The sequence below is a fragment of the Desulfomicrobium norvegicum genome, from assembly GCF_900114595.1.
Classification (GTDB): Bacteria; Desulfobacterota; Desulfovibrionia; order Desulfovibrionales; family Desulfomicrobiaceae; genus Desulfomicrobium; species Desulfomicrobium macestii.
The window spans coordinates 1-21,976 of record NZ_FOTO01000008.1 but is presented as its reverse complement, the minus strand read 5'-3'; the positions used below and the strand labels follow the sequence as shown (position 1 = coordinate 21,976).

18 protein-coding genes are annotated in these 21,976 nt (G+C 58.4%); 9 read left to right on the top strand and 9 right to left on the bottom strand.

Features of this window, described 5'->3' with window-relative positions; all coding sequences use genetic code 11:
• Nucleotides 1-9: 9 nt before the first annotated feature.
• The 3 genes from BMZ24_RS12245 to BMZ24_RS12235 form a co-directional block, all read right to left on the bottom strand.
• Nucleotides 10-1,263: a hypothetical protein gene (locus BMZ24_RS12245; RefSeq protein WP_092192699.1), complete on the bottom strand. Its 1,254-nt coding sequence runs from the start codon at nt 1,261-1,263 to the stop codon at nt 10-12.
• Between the two features lie 154 nt (nt 1,264-1,417).
• Nucleotides 1,418-2,488 (bottom strand): response regulator, encoded by a 1,071-nt coding sequence (locus BMZ24_RS12240; protein ID WP_092192697.1) that lies wholly within the window; start codon nt 2,486-2,488, stop codon nt 1,418-1,420.
• Nucleotides 2,489-2,492: 4 nt separating this feature from the next.
• Nucleotides 2,493-6,410 (bottom strand): response regulator, encoded by a 3,918-nt coding sequence (locus BMZ24_RS12235; protein WP_092192695.1) that lies wholly within the window; start codon nt 6,408-6,410, stop codon nt 2,493-2,495.
• A 707-nt stretch (nt 6,411-7,117) separates the two neighbouring features.
• Here BMZ24_RS12235 and BMZ24_RS19825 point away from each other — a divergent pair.
• The 5 genes from BMZ24_RS19825 (at nt 7,118) to BMZ24_RS12210 (ending at nt 10,424) form a co-directional block, all read left to right on the top strand.
• Nucleotides 7,118-7,759, top strand: coding sequence for a tetratricopeptide repeat protein (locus BMZ24_RS19825; protein ID WP_161949148.1), 642 nt, complete (start codon nt 7,118-7,120; stop codon nt 7,757-7,759).
• A gap of 16 nt (nt 7,760-7,775) precedes the next feature.
• Nucleotides 7,776-8,123 carry a hypothetical protein gene (locus tag BMZ24_RS12225; RefSeq protein ID WP_143077900.1) on the top strand — a complete coding sequence of 116 codons (348 nt, stop codon included), beginning with the start codon at nt 7,776-7,778 and terminating at the stop codon, nt 8,121-8,123.
• A gap of 90 nt (nt 8,124-8,213) precedes the next feature.
• Complete coding sequence (locus tag BMZ24_RS12220; protein ID WP_092192690.1) at nt 8,214-8,600, top strand: hypothetical protein; 387 nt, start codon at nt 8,214-8,216, stop codon at nt 8,598-8,600.
• The gene (locus BMZ24_RS12215; protein ID WP_092192688.1) at nt 8,597-9,754 is read left to right on the top strand and encodes an ABC transporter permease; all 1,158 of its coding nucleotides are present in this window, start codon (nt 8,597-8,599) and stop codon (nt 9,752-9,754) included. Before BMZ24_RS12220 ends, BMZ24_RS12215 begins: the two co-directional genes overlap by 4 nt.
• A complete protein-coding gene (locus BMZ24_RS12210) occupies nt 9,747-10,424 on the top strand; it encodes an ABC transporter ATP-binding protein (protein WP_092192686.1) in 678 nt (225 codons plus the stop codon). The genes BMZ24_RS12215 and BMZ24_RS12210 overlap by 8 nt, the downstream gene beginning before the upstream one ends.
• A 139-nt stretch (nt 10,425-10,563) precedes the next feature.
• Here the strand turns inward: BMZ24_RS12210 and BMZ24_RS12205 are convergent, their stop codons facing one another.
• The 5 genes from BMZ24_RS12205 to BMZ24_RS12185 form a co-directional block, all read right to left on the bottom strand.
• Nucleotides 10,564-11,355, bottom strand: coding sequence for a dimethyl sulfoxide reductase anchor subunit family protein (locus BMZ24_RS12205; RefSeq protein WP_092192684.1), 792 nt, complete (start codon nt 11,353-11,355; stop codon nt 10,564-10,566).
• Nucleotides 11,356-11,359: 4 nt separating this feature from the next.
• On the bottom strand, nt 11,360-11,917 hold the full coding sequence (locus BMZ24_RS12200) for a 4Fe-4S dicluster domain-containing protein (protein ID WP_092192682.1): 558 nt from the start codon (nt 11,915-11,917) through the stop codon (nt 11,360-11,362).
• 12 nt (nt 11,918-11,929) lie between these two features.
• Entirely contained in the window at nt 11,930-14,182 is a 2,253-nt protein-coding gene (locus BMZ24_RS12195; protein ID WP_092192959.1) for a molybdopterin-dependent oxidoreductase, read from the bottom strand.
• 29 nt (nt 14,183-14,211) lie between these two features.
• A complete protein-coding gene (locus tag BMZ24_RS12190; RefSeq protein WP_092192680.1) occupies nt 14,212-14,781 on the bottom strand; it encodes a molecular chaperone TorD family protein in 570 nt (189 codons plus the stop codon).
• Nucleotides 14,782-14,902: 121 nt separating this feature from the next.
• The gene (locus tag BMZ24_RS12185) at nt 14,903-16,231 is read right to left on the bottom strand and encodes a helix-turn-helix transcriptional regulator (protein ID WP_092192678.1); all 1,329 of its coding nucleotides are present in this window, start codon (nt 16,229-16,231) and stop codon (nt 14,903-14,905) included.
• Nucleotides 16,232-16,348: 117 nt separating this feature from the next.
• Between BMZ24_RS12185 and BMZ24_RS12180 the strand changes: the two genes are divergently transcribed.
• Nucleotides 16,349-16,762 carry a hypothetical protein gene (locus tag BMZ24_RS12180; RefSeq protein ID WP_092192676.1) on the top strand — a complete coding sequence of 138 codons (414 nt, stop codon included), beginning with the start codon at nt 16,349-16,351 and terminating at the stop codon, nt 16,760-16,762.
• 101 nt (nt 16,763-16,863) lie between these two features.
• On the opposite strand, the gene BMZ24_RS12175 is transcribed toward BMZ24_RS12180, so the two are convergent.
• Nucleotides 16,864-17,412: a GNAT family N-acetyltransferase gene (locus tag BMZ24_RS12175; RefSeq protein WP_208599848.1), complete on the bottom strand. Its 549-nt coding sequence runs from the start codon at nt 17,410-17,412 to the stop codon at nt 16,864-16,866.
• A 339-nt stretch (nt 17,413-17,751) separates the two neighbouring features.
• Here BMZ24_RS12175 and BMZ24_RS12170 point away from each other — a divergent pair, with 339 nt between their 5' ends.
• The 3 genes from BMZ24_RS12170 to BMZ24_RS20165 all read left to right on the top strand — a co-directional run bounded on the left by BMZ24_RS12170 (nt 17,752) and on the right by BMZ24_RS20165 (nt 21,807).
• Nucleotides 17,752-20,100, top strand: a complete 2,349-nt coding sequence (locus BMZ24_RS12170; protein ID WP_161949147.1) for an ATP-binding protein — start codon at nt 17,752-17,754, stop codon at nt 20,098-20,100.
• A gap of 3 nt (nt 20,101-20,103) precedes the next feature.
• Nucleotides 20,104-20,478, top strand: a complete 375-nt coding sequence (locus tag BMZ24_RS12165) for a response regulator (RefSeq protein WP_092192672.1) — start codon at nt 20,104-20,106, stop codon at nt 20,476-20,478.
• Nucleotides 20,479-20,631: 153 nt separating this feature from the next.
• A complete protein-coding gene (locus tag BMZ24_RS20165; RefSeq protein ID WP_244150353.1) occupies nt 20,632-21,807 on the top strand; it encodes a methyl-accepting chemotaxis protein in 1,176 nt (391 codons plus the stop codon).
• Nucleotides 21,808-21,976: the final 169 nt, after the last annotated feature.

Genomic DNA, 21,976 nt, shown 5'->3' with positions numbered 1-21,976 from the left:
GGGGACAATTCAGCTCTCTTCGGCCAGCCTGTCCACCGGAAGAATCTGTTCGGCCTGGCCCTCGTGCAGATAGAACGCTCCGAGCAGACCGTCATCGATGGGACTGCCGTACAGGCCGCGTTTCAGTGCGGAGATCTCTTCCGGCAGATAGCGGCCGTACATCTTGATGGGGAGCTCCGGAATGTGGACCGTGGGCGAAGACGCGAGGGCCAGCATGTATTCGATCAGATAGCTCGCGTTCTGCCCCAGGGGGCCCCGGTATTTTTGTCTCTGCCGCAGTCGCAGTACGCGCAGTTCATGGATGGATCGGCCGAACTCCGCCTCCATGAGTTCTTCCGGTGTAGTCAGAATGAGCTCGATGCGTACCGAATCCGCGCCTTGTTCCACGTAACCGGCTATATTGCGCCGTATCTCGTCTCGGTCCAGGCCCCGCCTGCGGGCCACGTCCCAATCCATTTCGGCAAGCCTGGCGGTCAGCACGTTCGCGGGAGGAAGGGCAACATCCAGCAGCAGATTTACGGCGTTGTAGTTGCCGGTGTGCTTTTCAATTTCTGCGATATGCACCCCTGCTTCGTTCCCCAGCATGTCCGGAAGGCGGTCAAGGGTTTCCTGAGGCGCTATAATCTTGAAACCGATGATGTCGTTTATGGTCAGGGATTCGGCGCCGATATGGATGGTTTTGTCCATGAAACTGCAAGCCACGGCTTCCTCAGCCTGTACAAAATCGTTCTGCATAGCCTCTTTCGAACTCAAAAGTTCGTTAAGCGGCACACCCGCCTGCGCGGCACGCAGTTCGGCTAAGTGACGGGCCTTGCTTCGGATTTCCCTGTACAGGGCTTCCACCAGCCTGAACGAAACCTTTTCCGCCACACGGGCCATGCGTTTGATGCGGCCCAGCGCCAGCAGGTGAGAGTCCAGGTCTGTGATAACCAGGGCATCGATGGGCAGGTAGGGGAAGAAATATTTGGGGTTCTGGCGATAGCTGTACGCCAGTTCAGCCATTCGCGGAGTGAGTGCGCCGAGATGTGCGATAATACGTTCGCGCAGTTCCTGCTTGAACCGGACTCGCCGTGCGTGCAGTTTGGAACCCCAAAATCCTCCCAGCAGGCGCAGGATGCGTTCGCTGATCACGGCGGAAATGGCGCTTTCATACACGAATATGCGAGTCAGCGTTTCTCCGTCGTCAGGATGGAAATCGTCGTTCATCCAGCGCAGGGTCAGCTCGAAAAGCTCGTCGCGATGGGTCATGGCGGTCAGGTACATTGAGCCTCCAGGTGTCCCGGGCGCCGATGGCATCAGCAAGGGGCCCGGGCCGCTTTCGTTTTTTATCCGAATGCGGAGTGCCTGTCGAACTGGGGCTGTTTCAGGGCGTGCGAACGTCCCGGAGGAGGATTTTCGGCCGGTTCGCCGAACCCCTCTAGCTGCCGAGTTCGTCCAGGGAGGCGGTAAAGAGGTCCTCCTTTTCGTGCTGGTTCCAATAGTCCCTGATGCGCTCGATTTCATCCCTGATGGAAATGAACAGATTCGTCAGGCGCGGCTCGAAATGCCCCGCGTTGTCCCGGATGTATTCCATGGCCTTGTCCACGCTCCAGGCTTCCTTGTAGGGACGCTCCATGGTCAGGGCATCGAAGACGTCGGCGATGGCCGAGATGCGGGCCGATTCGGGGATGTCCTCCCCCTTGATGTTTTGCGGATAGCCGCCACCCAGCCAGCGTTCGTGATGGGAGAGGGCGATTTCCGCGGCCATCCGGAAGACAGGCGCATCGCTGACCGAGAGAATCTTGTGCCCGACGGTCGTGTGTTCCCGCATGATGACCCATTCCTCATCCGTGAGCTTGCCGGGCTTTTTCAGGATGGCGTCGGGAGTGCCGATTTTCCCCGAGTCATGCATTGGCGCGGCCAGGAGCATCTGCTCCTGCTCTTCCACGGTCCACCCGGCCGCCTTGGCCAGAGCGCGGGCGTAGGCGGCCATGCGCCAGATGTGCACGCCGGTGTTGTCGTCGTTGTAATGGCCGGCCTGTCCCATCATGTAGATCGCGTCCTTTTGTCCCTGGCGGATCGCGGCCACCTGTGTTTCCACGGTTTTTTCGCAGGTCCGCTGCTGGTCGGCCAGGGCCAGGTGCGTTTTTACCCGGGCCTGGACTATGGGCGGCGAGAAGGGTTTGGCGATGTAGTCGATGGCGCCGACATCAAAGCCCCTGGCCTCGTCCTCGACTTCGGTCATGGCGGTGATGAAAATGACCGGAATCCTTGCCCAGGATTGCTCCGACTTGAGTTTGCGGCAGACCTCGTAGCCGTCCATGCCAGGCATCATGATGTCCAGCAGGATCAGGTCGGGCCGGGCATCGCGCACAGCTTCGAGCGCTTCCAGGCCGCTCATGGCCACGCTGAGTTCATATTCGTCTCCGAGCACGCCCACCAGAAGGTCGATGTTGGACTCCGTGTCGTCCACGATCAGGATGACGGGTTTTTCAACGCGGCTGGTCATGGTTTCATGCTCCTGTGATGCGTAAGAGGTTTTCCGCAACCGTAAGGGCGTCGCTGAAATTGTATTTCTTGACCAGCGTTTCCAGTTCCATCACGTCCCGGACTGCCTCTCCGGGCCAGTTCAGGGTCGCCATCTCCTCCAGAATGGGCGCGCAAAGTCTTGGTTTGCGCGCCTTGAGCTGGGGCAGAAGCCGCTCCAGGACGTCCAGGCGCACCGTGACTTCCGAGATGTCCCCTCCGGCGGGATCCGGTGGAGAAGCGCTTGTTTGCCCTGCCAGGGGCTCAAGGCCGCGCATGACGGATTCCAGGCTGGTCCTGAAATTGTCGAGGCGGGAGGTATCCGGGAGGCTACCGGCTTTGAGGGGCTCCTCCAACGCGGCCGCCGTGGCCTGCATCCGGGCCGCTCCCAGATTTCCGGCGACGCCTTTGACGGTATGGGCCAGGAGCATGGCTTCATGCATGTCCCCCTTGTCCAGCAGCTCGCAAATCCTGCCATGGGCGTCACGGTATTCGTCATGCAGCTTGATCAGCAGGGTGCGGTAGAGTTTTTTGTTTCCGTTCACCCGGGCCAGTCCGCTTGGGATGTCGATGCCTTCCAGCGTCCCGGGCAGGACGGCGTCATCCTGCGGCGCCGTGAGCGCGGCATCTTTGGGACCGGCCTCGTCGTGCCCCGCAGCATCGATGCGCACGGGATCGATGCGCGCGGGATCGATCCAGCGCGTCAGGGCCGAGAAGAGCTCCTTGGGGTCGAAGGGTTTGGTGATGTGGTCGTTCATGCCCATGTCCAGGCTTTTGCGTCTGTCCTTGGCCATGGCGTGGGCCGTCATGGCCAGAATGGGCATGTCCTTGAATTCAGGCATGGCCCGCAGTCGCGCCGTGGCTTCGAAGCCGTCCATTACGGGCATCTGAATGTCCATGAGGATCAGGTCGAAGCGCTGCTCCGTGGCGAGCCGCACGGCCTCACGCCCGTCTCCGGCAACGACGACCTCCAGACCTTCGCTTTCCAGGATTTCGCGGGCGACCTGCTGGTTGATGACATTGTCCTCGGCCAACAGGATGCGCGCTCCCCGAATTTTTTCGCGGCTTCCGCCACGGCCGGTTGCCGGGTTTTCGTCGATGTCCGGGCGCACATCGTGCCCGAGGACCTTCATGATTGCGTCCTTGAGCATGCTTCGGCTCACGGGCTTGATGAGAAACGCTTCCATGCCGACCGTCTCGGCCTGGCGCATGATCTCCTCCCGGCCGTAGGCCGTGACCATGATGATGGCGGGCATCTTTGGCAGATGTCGTTCGTTTCTGATGCGCCTGACCGCCTCAACGCCGTCCCAGCCCGGCATTTTCCAGTCCATGAGCACCAGTTCGTAAGGCTTTTGCGGTGGCGCGGCCACGATCTTTTCAAGGGCCTCTTCCCCGGACGGGGCGGTTTCGGGGATGCACCCCATGCTCTCCAAAGCCTCGGAGAGAATCTCAAGGGACGTCCTGTTGTCATCCACGACAAGCACGCGCATGCCCTTGAGATCATCGACCGGCATTCGCAGGGGCGTTTTTTCCTTGTCGTGCAGGCCGGTCCGGATGGTGAACCAGAAGGTGCTTCCACGGCCAGGCGCGCTGTCCACGCCGATGTCCCCGCCCATGAGACTGGCCAGGCGTTTGCTGATGGCCAACCCCAAGCCGGTGCCGCCGAATTTGCGGGTCGTGGAGGTGTCGGCCTGGGTGAAGGACTGGAAGAGCTTTTTCTGCTCCTGGCTTGATAAGCCAATGCCGGAGTCCTGCACGCTGAAGCGGATGAGCGCGTTGTCGGCGCTCTTTTCGAGGAGCTTCGCGGCCACGACGATTTCGCCCTGCTCGGTGAATTTGACGGCATTGCCGGTGAGGTTGAGCAGAATCTGGCCCAGGCGCAGAGGGTCGCCCACGAGGCTGCGCGGGATCGTGGGGTCAATGCGAAAGAGCAGCTCAAGGCCCTTTTCCTCGACCTTGACGACCAGCATCGCGGCCAGGTTGTCGACGACATCGTCCAGATTGAATTCAATGTTCTCGATGTCGAGTTTTCCGGCCTCGATCTTGGAGAAGTCGAGGATGTCGTTGATGATGCGTAGCAGGGCCTTGGACGCGCCGTCGATCTTGGACAGGTAGTCCCGCTGCTTGGGAGTCAGGTCGGTCTGCAGCGTCAGATGGCTCATGCCGAGGATGGCGTTCATGGGAGTGCGGATTTCATGGCTCATGTTGGCCAGAAAGTCCGATTTGGCTCTGGTGGCCTCCTCGGCTTGCTCCTTGGCCTCAAGGGCCTCCCTTTCAAGCTTTTTGCGCGTGGTGATGTCCGTGGCCAGGATGATGAGGGCGAACGGGGCCCCCTGTTCGTCGCGCAGCGGCACCTTGGTGGTCAGATAGGCGTGCAGGGTGCCGTCGGGATGCGGGACCTGTTCCTCGAACTTGTGGGGTCTGCAGGATTCGAGGACTGCCCGGTCCTCGGCCATGATTCTCTCGGCGACTTCGCGCTGCATGAATTCGTCGTCCCTGCGCCCAAGGACCGTCTCGGCGGAAAACCCGGTGGCCTGCTCGAAGAAGGCGTTGATCATGAGGTGGCGGCCGTCCCTGTCTTTCAGGATGACCACGCTCGGGAGATTGTCGATGATGGCCCGCAACTGCTCCTCCCCGGCCTTCAGTTCGGCCGTGCGTTCCTCGACGATGTCCTCGAGGCCGTCCCTGACCTTTGCCCAGGCCCTGCTGGTGCGTTGGCCAATGCCCAGGACCAGCAGGGTCGAACCGACGGCGAGAAAGAGGGTGATGCCAAGTATGCCGAAGGCCGAGGCCCTGATGTAATGAAAGTCGTGCAGGGCCTCGTCCATGTCGATTTCGGCGGCCATCCCCAGATTCAGTCTGTGATTCCAGAGCCAGGCCCCGAAGACCTTCGTGCCCCGGTAGCTCCTGTAGCCGGTGACGTCGGATTCGATGACGGGTTCCGTGTTTCCGCCGGGCGTCCCGGTAAGCGCCTGCCCAAGACGGATGGCTCCGGCCGTTGGTTTTGCCAGGGGCCCTGAATTGATGGTCTTTGCCGAATCCGGGACGGGCTGATCCTGGCCTGGATCACGAAGCACGATTTTCAGGGCGCTTTGCCGGTCTTCCCCGAGCAGGCCGCTGCCGCGCAGCCGACTGTCGAAGCGGCTGCCGGTCATGAGCAGCCCTTGGTCGTTGAAGGCGAATGCCTCCAGGGAAGAATCATCGGCCGTGCCGAGCATAGGTTCCATCAGCCCGTCTTTGGCCGTCAGGCGCAGAAAAAGGGCCGCGAGCACCCTGCCGTCAAGTCTGATGACCGGTCCGGCGAAGAGAATCTCCAGTGCTTCGGACTCGAGCGCGCCGTCTTCGGGAAGCCTTGGAAAGATGACCAGGGATTGCCCTTCAAGGATCTTTTTCATGGCGTCCGGGTCATTGGCTAGAAAGGCTGGCTTTGTGCCCACCTCGGTCGTGTCGCTCGACGCGAGGGTCACTGAGTCGAGGCTGACGATGGCGAAGCCGCTGTAGGGAAACGTGTGCGCGGAGGAAAAAAAGTTTCTCGCCTGCTGCTGGGCCAAGGACGCCAGAAGCAGATCGCCCCTGGGCTCGATTCGCGCGAGTGCTTGCGTGATGTTTCCGAGTTCCGGGGCGTGCCCGAGCTGTCCGGTCTGGGCCGTGCGCTGGTTCACCCAGAGTTCAAAGGAATTGCCGGCGATGCGCAGGCTGGAGCGCAGGGTCCGCTCGATGTCGTGAACGACCCGCTTTTTGATCATGGACATGGAAGTGAGCGCCATGGCGCCGACAATCATGACAAAAAGACCGATGCCGACGAGCACCACGAGCCGGAAGCGGATGGACCCGAAATTTTCGGCCAGCCTCATGTCATCGAAAAATCTGCCGGAACGGGGGCGCTTTGGGTTGTTGTTCTGCATTTGTGGTCACCGCGCCATGGGTGGCGTATTTTATGCGGGTGCAATGGAACTTCGCATCAGGTGCTTTGGCGCATCGTGGCATAAGCGAACGCGATGACAGTGGCCGATCGGCGTCTGACCTGACATATTGAAACAATTTATAGATGCTATCAGACGATTGTTCAAGAAAATCGTCATTTGTTTCAGAATCATCTCTCTTGCTTTGCGGATTTTTTGGGCGTGAGCCTGGATGATCATTCTCGATGCAGCTCAATGAAAGGAAGGAGCAATTCGCCAAATGGCCCAAACGGGGGAACGACGGGCGGGGCGCTGGCTCGGGGCTGCGGGGAAAGGGCTGGGAATCGCGGGCAGGGCAGGTCAAAATGGATGCGCCCGGAAGGGGCTGGGCCGGGTCAGCCCCTTTCGGGCTTTCAGTAGGGAGCGCCGATATTGACGGCCGTATGGATTGTTACTGTCTGTCGAGCCGATTGCCACCTGGAATGGACGCTTTGCCATTGCTCCCGAGGTCCTGTTCGATGTGCAGTTTTGGGTATTTCGCCGTGCAATCAATGTGCAGAATTTTGTTTTTCTTGAATTTATTCCTGCTGAACTGCGGTAGTGTCGGTGCCTGCGTGTGGTCCGATGCTTGCTTGGGGCACGGGTGCGTTCCGGGAGGTCCGGTCCGTATCCGCCCGAACCCGGGTCAAAATTTCAGACAAGGAGAATGCATGGCAAAATCATCGACAAAACAGCAGCCAGGCAAAAAGAACAATACCCTGGTTTACGGGATCGTGGTCCTGATGGCCGGGGCGCTCATCGGAGTCGCCTTCAGCACGGCTTTTCATTCCACCAAGGGGCAGGGTGAAGCTCCTGCCCAGACCCAGGGCAATGACATGCTTGGCCAGATCAAGATCTATTCCGACCGCGTGGCCCTGAACCCGCAGGACGTGAACGCCTGGATCACCCTTGGCAACCTCTACTTCGACACGGGCCAGCCCGCCAAGTCCATCGAGGCTTACAGCCGTGCCCTTGAGATCAGCCCGGGCAATCCCAACGTGCTGACCGACATGGGCGTCATGCATCGCTCTTTGGGCGAATTCCAGAAGGCCCTGGACGCCTTCGCCAAGGCCATCGCCGTAGACCCCGGACATGAGACGGCGCGCATGAACACCGGCATCGTGCTGCTCTACGACCTCGGCGACAAGGATGGTGCCATCGCGGCCTGGCAGGATCTGGTGCGCGTCAATCCGCGGGCTGTGAACGCCAACGGCACGCCCATCGCGGACATCCTGCGCGAGATGACCGGTACGACGCAGGACGTGGGCGGTGGACAGAAGCTGCTCGGCCCCAAGACCAACCCCGCCGACTGACCTGCGACGTGAATCCATGAGCCAGCGCGGACACAGAAGCATGTTGCAAGGTCGTCTCTTCGGAGCCGTCCTGGTGCCGCTGCTTGCGTTCACCCTCATGTCCGTCTCCATATCCACTGTGGTTTTCCTGCACGGCCTGGAAAAGGCCTGCTGCAGCGAGGACTGCTCTCCGGAGCCTGCCACCGCGACGGCCGAGTGCGCCGATTCGGTCTGCGGGATGATTTCCGGCTTTCTTTCATTTCTGCCCGAACAGGGTTTCCCCGTGACCGTCAGCCGCACCGCGAGCCGTTTCGAGTGGCAGCTCGTCCTGGCTGCGCCGGACCCGCTTTTGCGCGCCGCCGAATTTCCTCCTGAATTCACCTGATCCTTTTCCGATTTTCTTTTTTGAAGCCGTCGGTGCGCGCAGCGTCGCAATTCGGCGATCGTATTCCATTTTCTTTTCAGGAGTGAATTCATGCGCATTGTCATGTTTTGCGGAATCTTTCTGGTCGGCATGGCCCTGTTTGTCACGGGCTGTGAAAAAATCAGTCCGCCTCTGGGTGTGGGGCAGGTGGTGTCTGATCCCGGCGCCTTCAGCGGATCCATGGATGTCATCGGGATCGCCTATGCTTATTCCAGCTCGGATCCGAACGTCATGGGCATCATGGACTTGGGCGAATTGAAGTGTGCAAGCCCGGGCTGCACCAAGGCGCTTCTTCCGGTCAGGCTTGGCGACACGCGGCCCGCCATTGGCGATGAAGTCAGGGTCACAGGAGTTATGGTCAAGGACGCGTCGGGCTATCTGTTCAAGGCGGAGACGATACAAACCCTGCGGCAGCACAATCTGGGGGCCCTTAAATGACCCCGGCCAAACTTGTTTTCAAGAACATCGTCCGTCGCAGGGGGCGGTTCGTCTTCACCTTGCTGGGCATCGTCATCGGCATGGCCTCTTTTGTAACCTTCGTGGCGCTTGGCGGAAGCCTCACGGCGCAGATCAGCAAGGAGTCCGCCGCCTTGGGCGCGAATCTGGTTGTCACTCCCAAAGGCAGCTGCGCCTTCGAGCAGGTCTCGATCCTGACCGGTGAACAGTTGCCGACCACCATCACCGCCGAAGAGGTCGCGGCCATCCGCGCAATCCCCGGCATGACGGCTATTCCCTTCCTGGCTGAGCGTTCGGCCATCCAGAACCGTCCGGTCTCCGTGCTGGGCGTTCCGACCGAGGAGTCACTGCCGTTCAAGGGGTGGCGTGTCTCGGATGGGCGCTATTTCAACGCCCCGGGCGAACATGGCGCGCTGCTCGGCGCGGTGGTGGCCGGGCAGTTCGGCCTTGGGCCGGGCGGGGAAGTGACGATCCGCGGGACGCAGCTGCCGGTGCTCGGGGTGCTCGAAGAGACGGGCGGCAAGGACGACCTGACCGTGTTCCTGCCCCTGCCGGTGGCGCAGACGCTGTACGATCAGCAGGACCGCGTCTCGTACGTGGCGGTGCGGGTGGACCGCCTGGAAGAGGTCGATGCCTATGCTCTCAAGATCAAGGAAGTGGTGAGCCTGGGCGTGGTCTCGGACAAGCAGATGCTGGCCTCGGTCCTGTCCATCGTGGGCACGGTCAGCGTGACCCTGCAGCTCATCGCGGCGGTGGCCGTGCTGGCGGCGGCTTTTGGCATCGTCAACACCATGATGACCGCGACCTACGAGCGCAAGCGCGAGATCGGCATTCTGCAGGCCATGGGCGCGACCAGAGGGACGATCTTTCGCCTCTTCCTGCTCGAATCCGGGATCTACGGACTGCTGGGCGGCATCGGCGGGGCCGCGCTGGGTCTTGTGGCGTCCATGCTCGCGACTCCGCTCATCAGCCAGAACGCGGCATCGTCTTTCGTCAAGGGCGCGCAGGGCGGAGTCGATCCGCTCATGCTGGCCGGGGCCGTGCTTTTTTCGACGCTCATCGCCATGCTCTCCGGGCTCTATCCCGCCTGGCGCGCGTCCAGACTTTCACCGGTGGAGGCCATCAGCTATGAATGATTCAATCATTAAGGCCCAGGGTCTGACCAAGACCTATGGCCAGGGCGCAAGCCTGACCCAGGCCCTGCGCGGCGTGGATCTTGAAATCGCGCGTGGCGGTCTGACCTGCATCGTCGGCCCCTCGGGGCACGGCAAATCGACGCTCATGCATCTTCTGGGGGGGCTGGACCGTCCCAGCAGCGGGCGGGTCGATCTCGACGGGCAGGACATGTTCACGCTTGGGGACAGCGAACTGGCCGCGTTGCGTTCGTGCAAGATCGGGTTCGTGTTCCAGTTCTTCAACCTGCTGCAGAGCCTCACGGCCCGGGAAAACGTGGAAACGGCCCTGATGCTGGCCGCCGCGTCCGAGGCCCGGCAAAAAGAGCGGGCCGAGGAACTGCTGGCGCTGGTCGGGCTCTCGGACAAGACAAATGCCAAGCCGGGGCAGCTCTCCGGGGGGCAGCAGCAGCGCGTGGCCATTGCTCGGGCCCTGGCCAACGATCCGCCGGTGCTGCTCATGGACGAGCCCACGGGAAACCTGGACTCGGCGGCGGAGGCGGAGGTGCTTGGCGTACTTGAAGATCTCGTCCAAAAGGGCAAGACCATCATTTTGGTCACGCACAGCGCCGACATCGCCGCTCGGGCCGACACCCTGGTGCGGGTGCGCGACGGCGTCATCTGTCACGGCTGAGCCAGGATGACCATCGGGGGCGCAGGTCGCCCCCTTCCTGGCTGACTGTTGAAAAATTCAAAATTCGCAGGCCGTTCAAAAATGGCCTGCGAAGGGACCCCGGGAGCTGAACCATGTGGTTCGGCTCCCGGGTGTTTTTTCAGTACGGAGCGCCGATATTGACGGCCGTGTGGATTGTTTCGGAAAAGAACACGGCCCGTCCCGCCAGTTCCCCAGCCAGAGCCAGTATGGGGAGCCAGACCGGGATTGCGCGGTTTTTCCAGAGTACGCCGAGGCACGCCGCCATGAGCGCGATATGGACCCAGTAAAGCGGAGCGCCGAGCCAGGCCATGCCCGTCTGGCGCATGATCTCCGAGCCGGAGAGCCAGGCGCAGGGGACGGTCAGGCGCACGACCAGACCGACCACAAGGGCCGTCACGAAGATGCGGGCCAGCAACGGCTGGTTGCCGTCGGCGGCGAACCAGCTTGCGAACCCGGCGCCAAGGACCACGGCGGAGATCAGGAAGAAGACCGTGGGCAGGGCGTTGTTCACCGCCGGCAGCGCGGGCGGGGCATAGGTCATGCCCGAGGCCAGGAGCGCCAGAAGTCCGGTCAGGACCGAGGCCCAGACCAGTACGGGTGACCCTTTTTCCCGCCCCGTGAACGCTGCGAAGGCCGCCAGCGCGAAGAAAATCCCCGCCGCGAGCACTTCGCGGCTGAGCCACGCTTTTTCAAGATGCGCAAGCGCGCGGTAGGATTCAAGCGGATGGCCGAGGTGAAAGAGGGAGGCCGCGATGCCCACCCCCATCAAGGCCGCGACCAGCGTCCATTCCTTGCGGGCGTTGCCTCCGCCGGGGCCCGCGTGCAGACGTACGGCGTTCATGAGAACGAGGCCGATGGCGGCCTGCGAGAGGACCGTAAAGAGGACCAGTGGTAATTCCATGGATTGCATCTGCCTACCTCCTTACCATTGTCGGAACTTTGGGCATGATGAACCGGGTGGAAGAGTTCACCTTGTCGTTTTTTGGAAATCCGGGAGGAAACTGGACATGGTTTCCGGGTTCCATGGTGGCCAGATCAATGAGCTTCAGCGCGCCCGTCGGACAGCTTTGCACGCAGGCGGGCAAGAGCCCCGCGTCAAGCCGTTCGTGGCAGAAGCTGCATTTCTCCGCGCGTTTCTCCACGGGATTGTACACCGGGGCGCCGTAAGGGCATGAGCGGATGCAGTTTCCGCAGCCGATGCATTTTTCCTGATGGTGCACAACGACCCCGTCCTCGCGCTTGGTGTAGGCTTCCACCGGGCATACGTTCAGGCAGGCCGGGTTTTCACAATGGTTGCAGGCCAGCGAGAAGAAGGCCCGTTCCCGATGCGGATATATTTCTTCATTGAGCGGATAGACATGCCGCCACACAACGCCCTTTTCCTGATGGTAATAGTTGCGGCAGGCCATGGCGCAGGTGAAGCATCCGATGCATTTCTCCGAATCGACCAAAAAAGCATATTGTTTCTTCATTGCATTCACTCCTTAGACCCGTTCCACATTGGCGAACTGGCCATGAATGGCGACACCCGGTGCTCCGGTCTTGTATGCACCCATGTCCGCGGATTCATCATCCACCAGATTCTGGACGTTGAAGTCATTTCCCTGTCCAAACCACGCTTCATAGATGACCAGGGATTTCTTGGCGACGTTGCTTGTCAGCTTGACCTTGATTTTTAGTTCTCCGACCTTGTTGAAGACACGCACCATGTCGAGATCCGCGATCTTTTTTTCTTGCGCGTCATCGGGATGCATATAGAGGAAAGGTTCCTTGTTGAATTCGTGCATCCAGTCGAGATTGATGAATTGCGAATGCAGACCGAATTTCGTGTGCGGCGTCAGCAACCTGAACTCGTCGTACGGTTTGCGCCCTTCCTTGTATCTTGGCAGGGCATCGTGGCCGTTCTGCTGGCAAAGCTCGGAGTGAAACTCGTACTGGCCGGAAGGCGTGCCGAATTTCTTGTCGCTCCAGGAGGCCGAGGACGCGAGCCTTGCCTTGACGGGGCCGTTTTTCAGGTCGGTCCAGTGTTTGATGCCCAGGTAGTCGTAGATGCCCTGGTTGAATTCCTTCTCCAGCCACTCCCTGGTGTCGATGTCCTGCGGGAATGTGCAGGAGCCGGGTGAGAGCTGGTTCATCTTCTTCGAGAGCAGGGCGGCAATCTCGATGTTCGATTTGGTCTCGTACATGGGTTTTATGGCCTGCTCGTTGATGCCCACCCAGTAGTGCCAGTAGGAGGCGTTGACGGTCCACTCCTCGAAGAGCGTGGTCACCGGCAGCACGATGTCCGAATTGTTCACCGTTTCGGTGAAGAACTGTTCCACCGAGACGACCATTTCCAGCGTGTCGAAGGCTTTTTCAAGCTTGGGACGGTCGAAGTCCTGGGCGAAGGGATTCTTGCACGACACCCAGAGCATTTTCAGGGCGGGGTCCTTGGTGTCCAGGATGGCCTGCGCGGTCTTGTTGATGTTCACGGTGCGGTCCGTGAAGCTTGCGGCTTCGCCCTTGGTGAAGTCGAATTCGCCCTTGGGGCCCGTCGCTCCGATAAAACCCTTGGCGCCTTCGGGCTGTTTCTGGAGCAGCGCGTGGTAGTTGAAGCCCCAGGTTCGCAGGTGGCCGTAGCGCGCCCCACCGCCTTCCTTGCCGACATTGCCGGTCATGGCGACGAGGGCGTCGATGGCCCGGACCGAAGCGCCGCCGTTGGTGTGCCGCTGCATCCCGTAGCCGATCCAGATCGTGGCCGGATCGGCGCTGGCAAACTCCTCTGCCACTTCCCTGATCTGGTCGGCGGGGATGCCGCTCACGCCCGCGGCCCATTCCACGGTGACGTTTTCGCGCAGGTAGGCGGCGAATTCGGCGAAGCCCTTGGCGTGGTTGTTCACGAAATCGCTGTCCACCAGGCCCAGGTCGAGGATGTGACGGGCCATGCCCAGCGCCAGCGCGCCGTCGCTGGACGCTTCGGGTTGCCAGTAGACATCGCCCTTGGCGGCGGTCTGGGTGAAGACGGGGTCGATGACCACGACCTTGGCCCCGCGCCGCTTGGCCTCATTGACGTATTTCATGGAGTGCACCGAGCACCACGCGGGATTGGCTCCCCAGATGATTACGTATCTGGATTTGACCATGTCCTCGGGGTCGTTGCACCACATGTCGCCAAGGTCGTAGTTCTGGGCGTCGATACCGGCCGGCCAGCAGGGTGTGCCCACAAAGCGGGTCGTATAGCCGAGCGAAGACATCATGCCCTCGACGCCGTAGTTGGTGATGCCGAAGTTTCCGGAATATTTGGTCAGGCCAAGCCCCAGCAGGGAGCCGTCCTTTTCCTTTATTTCGAGGATCTTGCCTGCGATGCGGTCCATGGCTTCGTCCCACGAAACGCGGCGCCAGTTGCCCGTGCGACGGCCGTCCTGCACCATGGGGTATTTGATCCGGTCCGGGCTGTAGACGCGCCTCGGATAGGCATAGCCTTTCACGCACAGGCCGCCCTGGGTGAATGTGGACTCCTGCGCGCCCTCGATGAACTGGACCACCCCGTCCTTGACGAACGTCTTGATGGAACAGGTATCGTAGCAGTTTCTGGGGCAGGCGTTCCTGAAGATCTGGAAATCCTGTTCCCTGAACGCTGTCGCGGCCTCGGCCGAATACGGCATCAGCAGCCTCAAGGGGAGCAGCGAGGCCGCTCCGGCCACGGAGATCCCTTTAAGGAATTGACGCCTGCTGAGAGCTCTCGTTTTTTGGGACATGCAATCCTCCTCGCGCGTCGCCTGCCCGGTCATTCCGGAAGCGGCGTCGCAGTTGTGTTGAGTTCCTTGTCGAACCACGCGGCCAGGGCGTCCGCGGCCAGTGCGACGACCCCGCCCGGGGACGCATGGGTCCTGGTCGCCAGGATGAAGGGCCCAAGCCACCGGGCCAGATGCTCGTGCACGAACCAGGCATGCAGGGCTTTGGCATCCTGGGATGGCGGGGCGTCCGCGCCAAGAGCGCTTTTCAGGACGATCATCGCCTCCAGTTCAAAGGCCAGATGGTCATCCGGGATGACTCCCTCCCGGGGCACGGCCAGACCGAGTTGGTGATACAGTCGGCGGGCCTCCAGGGCCGCCTTGCCCATCAGGACGCGGTCGGATTCGCAATACGCGGATGCATACAACGGGGCGGGAACGGCGGCGGGGCCTACGAACAGGCGGTTGAATTCATACTCGACCGCTGTCCAGTCCGTGTCGGGGGGAATGACGGCAGCGACGCTTCCGGCGATGCGCACGGCCGCATCCTCCAATTCCATGGCGTTCGATGCGGAAAAGAAATCGCGCAGGCTTTCGATGCAGGCGATACTTGCGTCGTTCATGCTGGCGCACCTCGGTAATGGGAAAAGGGTTCTTTATTTCTTTCCTATACCAATTACGTGCGCACGGCCACGATAAACAGGCGGGATTCAGGGTATATGTTGGGTAGTTTTATCTACCCAGTCAGTCGTGCAGGCCCATGGTGTTGAGATGGGCGTACAGGCTGACGCTCTTGCCGAGCAGGTCGAGCTTGCGGCGGATGTTCTTGCGGTGGGTCTGGATGGTCTCGACGGAGAGGTTCATGAGGTCGGCGATGTCCTTGTTGGAGTGGCCGGATTGAATGAACTGGCAGACTTTCATCTCCGTCTGCGTGAGCTTGAGGAGCAGGGGCATGCCGCCGGGGTCCCGGGGCAGGAGGCGCGTCAGCTGGTCCTTGACGACGGTGACGTAGCCCTTGCGGATCGAGGCGTCGTTTTCCGATTCGATGCGATCCAGCGCGGGCAGGACGAGCGTGTTGACCTTGGCGGCCAGGTTGCTGGCGTGGTCTTCGTGTTCCTTGCCGACGCTCTTGAGGACATTGCGCAGCGTGATGTTCATTTCCTCGAGCTGCGCTTTTTCCTTGCGCAGCGCCTCGGTCTTTTCGTCCACGATGCGTTCCAGGGTCTGGCGCTGCAAGGCCTGCGCGGTCATGTTGGTCAGGACGAAGATGTACTGGTCGCTGGCCAGGCTGACGGAGTTGATGGGGTTTATCTGCATCCGGTAAATGGTGGTCTCGTCAAACGGGGCCAGTTCGCAGGTGATGCCGACCGGATAGTAGCGCAGCAGTTCTTCCACGGAAGCGCCTTCGAGGGAAAGAACGTCCCAGATCGGACGGTTCAGCGTTGAAGCCTCTTCCATCACGGCCTTGACCGCGGCATTGATGTTGGCCACCAGACCATTGCCGTCCACCACGAACATGAGATCGGACGTGGCGTTGAGAATATTCTCGAAGCGGCATTTCTCAAGGGTCAGCAGCCTGTTCATCTCGTCGAGCCTGGTGTTTGAAAATTCGGGAAAAGTCCTGATCCAGTCCTGCAGATAGAGCACTTCAAGCGCGTCGCCGTAGAGCCGGACGAGTCTGCGCGCCTCCACTTTGTGGCTGTATGGGGCGTCCATCCGTTCGATGACGTCGAGCAGACTGTACACGAATGTCTTGAAGCAGCCGAGAAACATGTCGAAGGTGATGCCGCGTGATCTGTGACGGCGGGAGGATTCGATCAGGAAACGTTCCCATCCCGTGTCGCAGCGCAGCAGTGCGGAGAATTCCTCGGGAATGTCATGGCGCTCGATATGTCCAAGGAGCGGCTGCATGAATTCCTTCAGGGCGACAAGGCAGTCGACGCGTTTTGCCGTGGTGTGTTGCAGATATCCGGCAGCCTCCATGCGCACGGACCAGCGCTCCAAAAAATAGTCATGGGGCGCTTCCGCCAGCCGAAGCAGGATCTGGTAACCGGTGGAGTCCTGTGCCTTCATGCGATCCTTTTTTTTGTTTGCGTCATCTACCCATTGCCTACCCATGGGCTTGTCATATTTCTTTTATGGGCTATCAGCAAGGCAGCTTGGACAACACGTAAAATTCGAGGTGGGATCATGCGCGGTTTTCAGATCTTGCTGCTTGTGGCGGCCTTGCACCTGACCGGGGGCGCCCTCGCGGCCCAGACACCGTCGCAGGACAAGGGCAGGGCGGATGCCCGGCTGACCATCGCCGGAGACCGGGTCGTCGGCGCGGAGCTCGTGGCCACGTTTGAAATGGGCGATTACGAAGTGCCTGAAGGGATGTACGCTTCGATCAACGTCGACGTCATGAAGCGCCCGGAAGGGGAAAGGCCGGACATTCAGACGGGATATCCCCGGACGCGGCTCGTGTTCAAGGCTCCGGGCACCTACGAACTGAGGTTCAGGCTCAACCAGATCAGCAAATCCAGCTGCGGCGGAGTGGACGCCGTCTTGCTTCTGGAGACGACGCGGGTCCTTGAGATCGCGCCCGCCGAAGGCGCCAGGTGACTTCAGGCCGCCCCGGATCTCTTCTGGCGGGCACGGCAGGGGCAGTGGGGCATGGAGCCACATTGCGCTTTCTTTCGCTGCAATCCGGAACGTTGCACCCATTACCAATAAACGGCCTTGTCGAGCGCTTTCACGCAAAATGATTCGCCTGCAATCGGCTCAATTTCTTCACCAATCAAGGACTGACCCAGCCAGCCATCCGGATGCGTCAGCTTCAACGGGGCCTTGATCAATTCCTCGGCCACGGGCTTGAAGCCGACCTTCGAGTAGAAACCGGGATCACCGTAAGTAAACGCCAGTTCCACCCCTTCCTGCCTGAGGCTGTCGAGGCCGAATTTTATGAGCTCCTGCCCGATGCCCCTGCCGTGACAGCTGGTCAGAACCGCGACTGGAGACAAAAGGAACGCGTTGGCACCGTTTGCGAAGGTCAATCGGGTAAAGATGATGCAGCCGATTATCTTTTCTGCTTCTGTTGCGATAAATACCCGAATATTTGCTTTGTCAGTGGTCATCAGCAGATCAGATACCAATTTAGCGATCAACAAGCCTTCCGCTTCACCTTCCGAACCCGAAAACGTTTTTGTAAACATTTGTATTATCTCTTCGATACTGTCTGATTCATGCATGGATAATTTTAATGCAGTGTTCATTTCGATTAGCCTTCATGGTTGTTTATCTATTATTTTTGACCAATTCACTGAATGCATATATTCAACTTCGCCTTGATATCGATGAGTGATATTTTAAATCGGTCTACGGTTATTGGCCACGTCTGGTTGATAATCACATAGGCTGTCGCATGTTCTCTTTCTGGCTGGCTCGAGAAGTTGCTCCTCGTTAGCCACGGTTTCGGACGTCAGGTCCAGAGAATTTTCCGATGACACGAGTCAGATAAATATTGATTACTTTGACATCCCCACACGTTCATGTATTATTTTAACATTACGTTTATAATCTGAATTGTGATGGAAATAATTGGAATAATTGGAATGAAGGTTCATCCTCATTTGTTAACCAAGTCGTTGATCACATCAATTCTTTTCTTGGTAGTCCTCACCTGTGCGGTTATTATTTTTTCACCAGCCACCATGGCCTCCCGCCAGGGAAACATCGACGAGCAACCTAAACGGGTGCTGATCCTCAATTCCTATCATCCCGGCATGCCTCTTTCTGATGAGGAAATCCGGGGTATTAAGACGACCTTGCCGGCAGATACGGCAATCTTCATTGAATACATGGATACGAAGCGTTTGCGAGATGCAGGCTACCTTTCGCTTTTGAGGGAAGTGTATGCCATGAAATACGCAGGCAAACGATTCGACCTCATTTTTTCGTTGGATGATGATGCCCTTCTGTTTCTTCTCGAACATGGACAGAGTATTTTCAAGGACATTCCGGTGGTTTTCTGTGGTGTCAACGGACTTAAGCCAGGTATGCTTGATCAGGCTCCATTGTTCACCGGAGTCGTCGAGACCATGCATGTCGAGAGAACCCTGAAAACAGGCCTGAAGCTGTATCCGCAGGCCGAACGCATTCTTGTGGTTACGGACAGAAGTACCACGGGGGCGTCAAATCGTGCCATATTGGAAGAAATGGCCCTGTCGGGTCGAATCGGCAGGCCATTCGTGTTTCTGGACGAGGGGCATGGGCTTGACCTGACTGAGCTGATAGACAAACTCCGTAGTTCTCCCCGGCCGAGTCTCGTGTATCATTCCGATTTTTTTCAAGATAAATATGGGCACGCCTTGAATCCCGAATCCGTCATGCCCCTGGTTTCTGAGAATGCGCCAGGGCCGGTATTGGTGCATGGAGGCATGTATCTTGGGCTTGGAGCCCTTGGCGGCTGGATCAATAGCGGTTTTTATCAGGGCTCGACCGCAGCCGGGCTGGCTTTGCGCATCTGGGCAGGAGAGGCTCCCTCTTCAATTGCTGTGGTCGGAGAAAACGTCAATTCAGTCACCCTCGATTATCAGGTGATGAAACGCTGGGGCATCGACCCGGCCGCCGTTAAAATTTCCGAACAAGTCAATTTCATAAATGAACCGGAAACACAGTGGCATGGTTACGGGCTTTATCTGATCGCAGCCGTGGCCTTTATCATCCTGGAGGGGCTGCTCATCCTATGGCTGCTGCATCTATTGCGACAGCAGCGAATCTTGCGCAATCAAACCCTTCAAAGTGAGGCCAGATTCCGCGGACTTTTCGACCTGACTCCAATCCCGCTTTGCTATACTTTGAATGATGGTCGATTTGTCGCCGTGAATCAGGCATTCACAGAGGTACTGGGTTATACAGTAGAAGATCTTCCTGCTATCGATGACTGGTGGCTGAAGGCTTATCCCGACCCTCATTACAGAAGTTTGGTACTGGAATCCTGGCAGCGCAGCGGTTTCATGAATTCAGACGGCATACCAAAAGCGCATGAGCGTCGTGTGGCTGCCAAGGATGGCACGGAGCACGTCATGCTCATATATTACAACTTTCTGGACAATTACAGCATTGCCAGCATGGTCGACATAACCGAACACAAGAAAATGCAGGAGATGATGGTTCAGACGGAGAAAATGATCTCCGTGGGCGGCATCTCTGCGGGCATCGCCCATGAGATAAACAATCCTCTGGGCATCATATTGCAAGCTGTACAGACCTTGGCACAGCGTATGCGTCCGGATTTTTCCAAGAATCGGGAAGTTGCCAAGAGTATGGGGCTCGATCTGGAACTGCTGGAAAAATATTCTCGAGCGCGTAAACTCAACATGTTTATTGCGGATATCGAATCCGCTGCGCTTCGCGCTGCAAGCATTATTCGGCACATGCTCGATTTCAGCCGTATGAGCCAGTCTCACCGGTTGAGTTGCAGTATGCCCGTCATCATCGATAAGGCCCTTGCGTTGGCCTCCAATGATTTTGACCTGAAGAAGAGTTTCGATTTCAAGAAAATATCCATCATAAAGCATTACATTGATCCCCTCCCCGATATTGAGTGCACGGAAACCGACATTGAACAGGTGGTACTCAACCTGCTGCGCAACTCCGCGCAAGCAATGGGCGCTGACTGCGAGGCACCGCGTATCGAAATCCATCTGTCCTGTCAGGGAGACTGGCTACGATTGGAGATTAGGGACAATGGGCCAGGTATTCCTGTGGATATTCAGCGCCGCATCTTTGAGCCCTTCTTCACCACCAAGGCCCCGGGTGTCGGCACCGGTCTGGGATTATCTGTTTCCTATTTCATCATTACCAATGGACATGGAGGGAAGATGAGCGTTCAATCAACTCCTGGAAACGGAACAGTCTTCGTCATCGAGTTACCGGTACGCAGTAACCCAGAGGGATAGGGAATGAAAAATTTGAATCGGGTACTTCTGGTTGATGATGAAGCACAGATCCGTTCGAGCTTCGTGGCATATTGCGAGGATTACGAAGAGTTCGCAATTTTGGTCGCAGCTTCGGCTGAGGAGGGACTGGGTATCCTGGAACGCGATGGAGCGGATTTGTGCATTGTGGACATGCGCTTGCCGGGTATGCACGGCGGTGATTTCATCAGGGCTGCGTCGTGCCGGTGTAGGCGCTTTCTGATCCACACCGGTTCCGTGGATACGGAGCTTACCACTGAACTGGAGTCTCTGGGCATGAGTAGCAAGGATGTGCTTATGAAACCGTGCAGCATGTCTCGCATGATTGAACGGATTCGACATCATTTATCCTTGCCGTAAATATGTTTTTCTGTACAACTTACACAAAATTCTTTTGCGCGGACTCAATGCGTGACTCGAAAACTCAATTGCGCTCTTTTTTTTTCTGGAATTCTATTGTACTAATTTTGATTTATTATTTCATTTTTTTAACATTGCTCCACGGGAGGGGCCATGCTGAGTAAATTTCGCATACGCGGCCGTCTGTTCATCATTCTTGGCCTCAATATCGCTTTGATTGCGATCATGGGGTTTGTGGCTTTTTTCATGGCCACGTCCATCAACGGAAAATTGTCTCTGGTGCTTGGGCGCGACCTGCCGGGAACGGCGGTTTTGCTCGAAGCGGATCGCGATCTGCATCAGATGCTTTTGGCTGAGCGGGGTCTGCTGTTGAGCGTTCCCGGAACCGCCGAGTATGACAACAACATGAAGTCCTACAGGGAAAACATGGAGCAGGCGGACAGTCGTCTGAAAAAGTTCATCGCGGTCAGCTTCTCCGAGGAGAAGAAGGAACTGGTCGATCAGTACGTCAGGGACAGGGCGGCCTGGGAAGCGGTTTCGAATAGGATTCTAGAGTTGCGCGCAAGGTCCACGGGGGAAGCGAGCCCGGAAGCCGTCGAGATGGCCATTACGGATGGCGCTGCAAAATTCGACATTATGCGCGAGCATATCAACAAACTGACCGAAATTGTCGATAACGACGCAAAGGATGCGGGGCAGGAAGCGGCGGCTGCCTTTGAGCGGCTCAAACTCATTCTGGCAATCATCACATTCGGCAGTATTTTTGTGGGTGGGGCGCTGACCTTGTTCATCTCCAACGGCATAACGGGTCCCTTGGGGCGCATGATTGCCATGCTGCGTGACATTGCCGAAGGTGAGGGCGATCTGACCAAAAGAATCAAGGACCAGTCCGGTATGGAAACCCAGGAATTGGCCGAATGGTTCAACCAGTTTGTGGATAGGGTGCACAACATCATCAAGGACGTCGCCCACAATTCAAGTCAAGTCAGCATGGCCGCGCGGACCCTGCTGGAACTTGCAGGCAACCTGAGCAGTTCTTCCGGTAGCATGACTGGAACTTCAAATACGGTTGCGGCCTCGGCGGAGGAAATGAGCGCGAACATGAACAGCGTGGCCGCGTCCATGGAGCAGTTTACCGTGAACATAGGCACCGTGGCCACAAGTTCCGAAGAGATGAGCGCGACCATCACGGAAATTTCGGTCAGCACCGGCAAGGCCAAGGACATAACAGGACAGGCTGTTGCCGCTGCCGGGAAAGCCTCCGTGCAGGTCAACGAGCTTGGCTGCGTATTCCGGTCCAAACTGACCACGGATTCCGGCGGAAACTGACCACCGATTCCACGGCAAACTGACCACGGATTCCACGGCAAACTGACCACCGATTCCGGAACAAACTGACCAGCCCCAACGGCGTCAGACTCGGTGGAAAATTCGCAGCGGATGCGGCGCTGGATAAATCGGGCATACTCCTTTTCAGGAGGTGCCCATGCCCAATTCG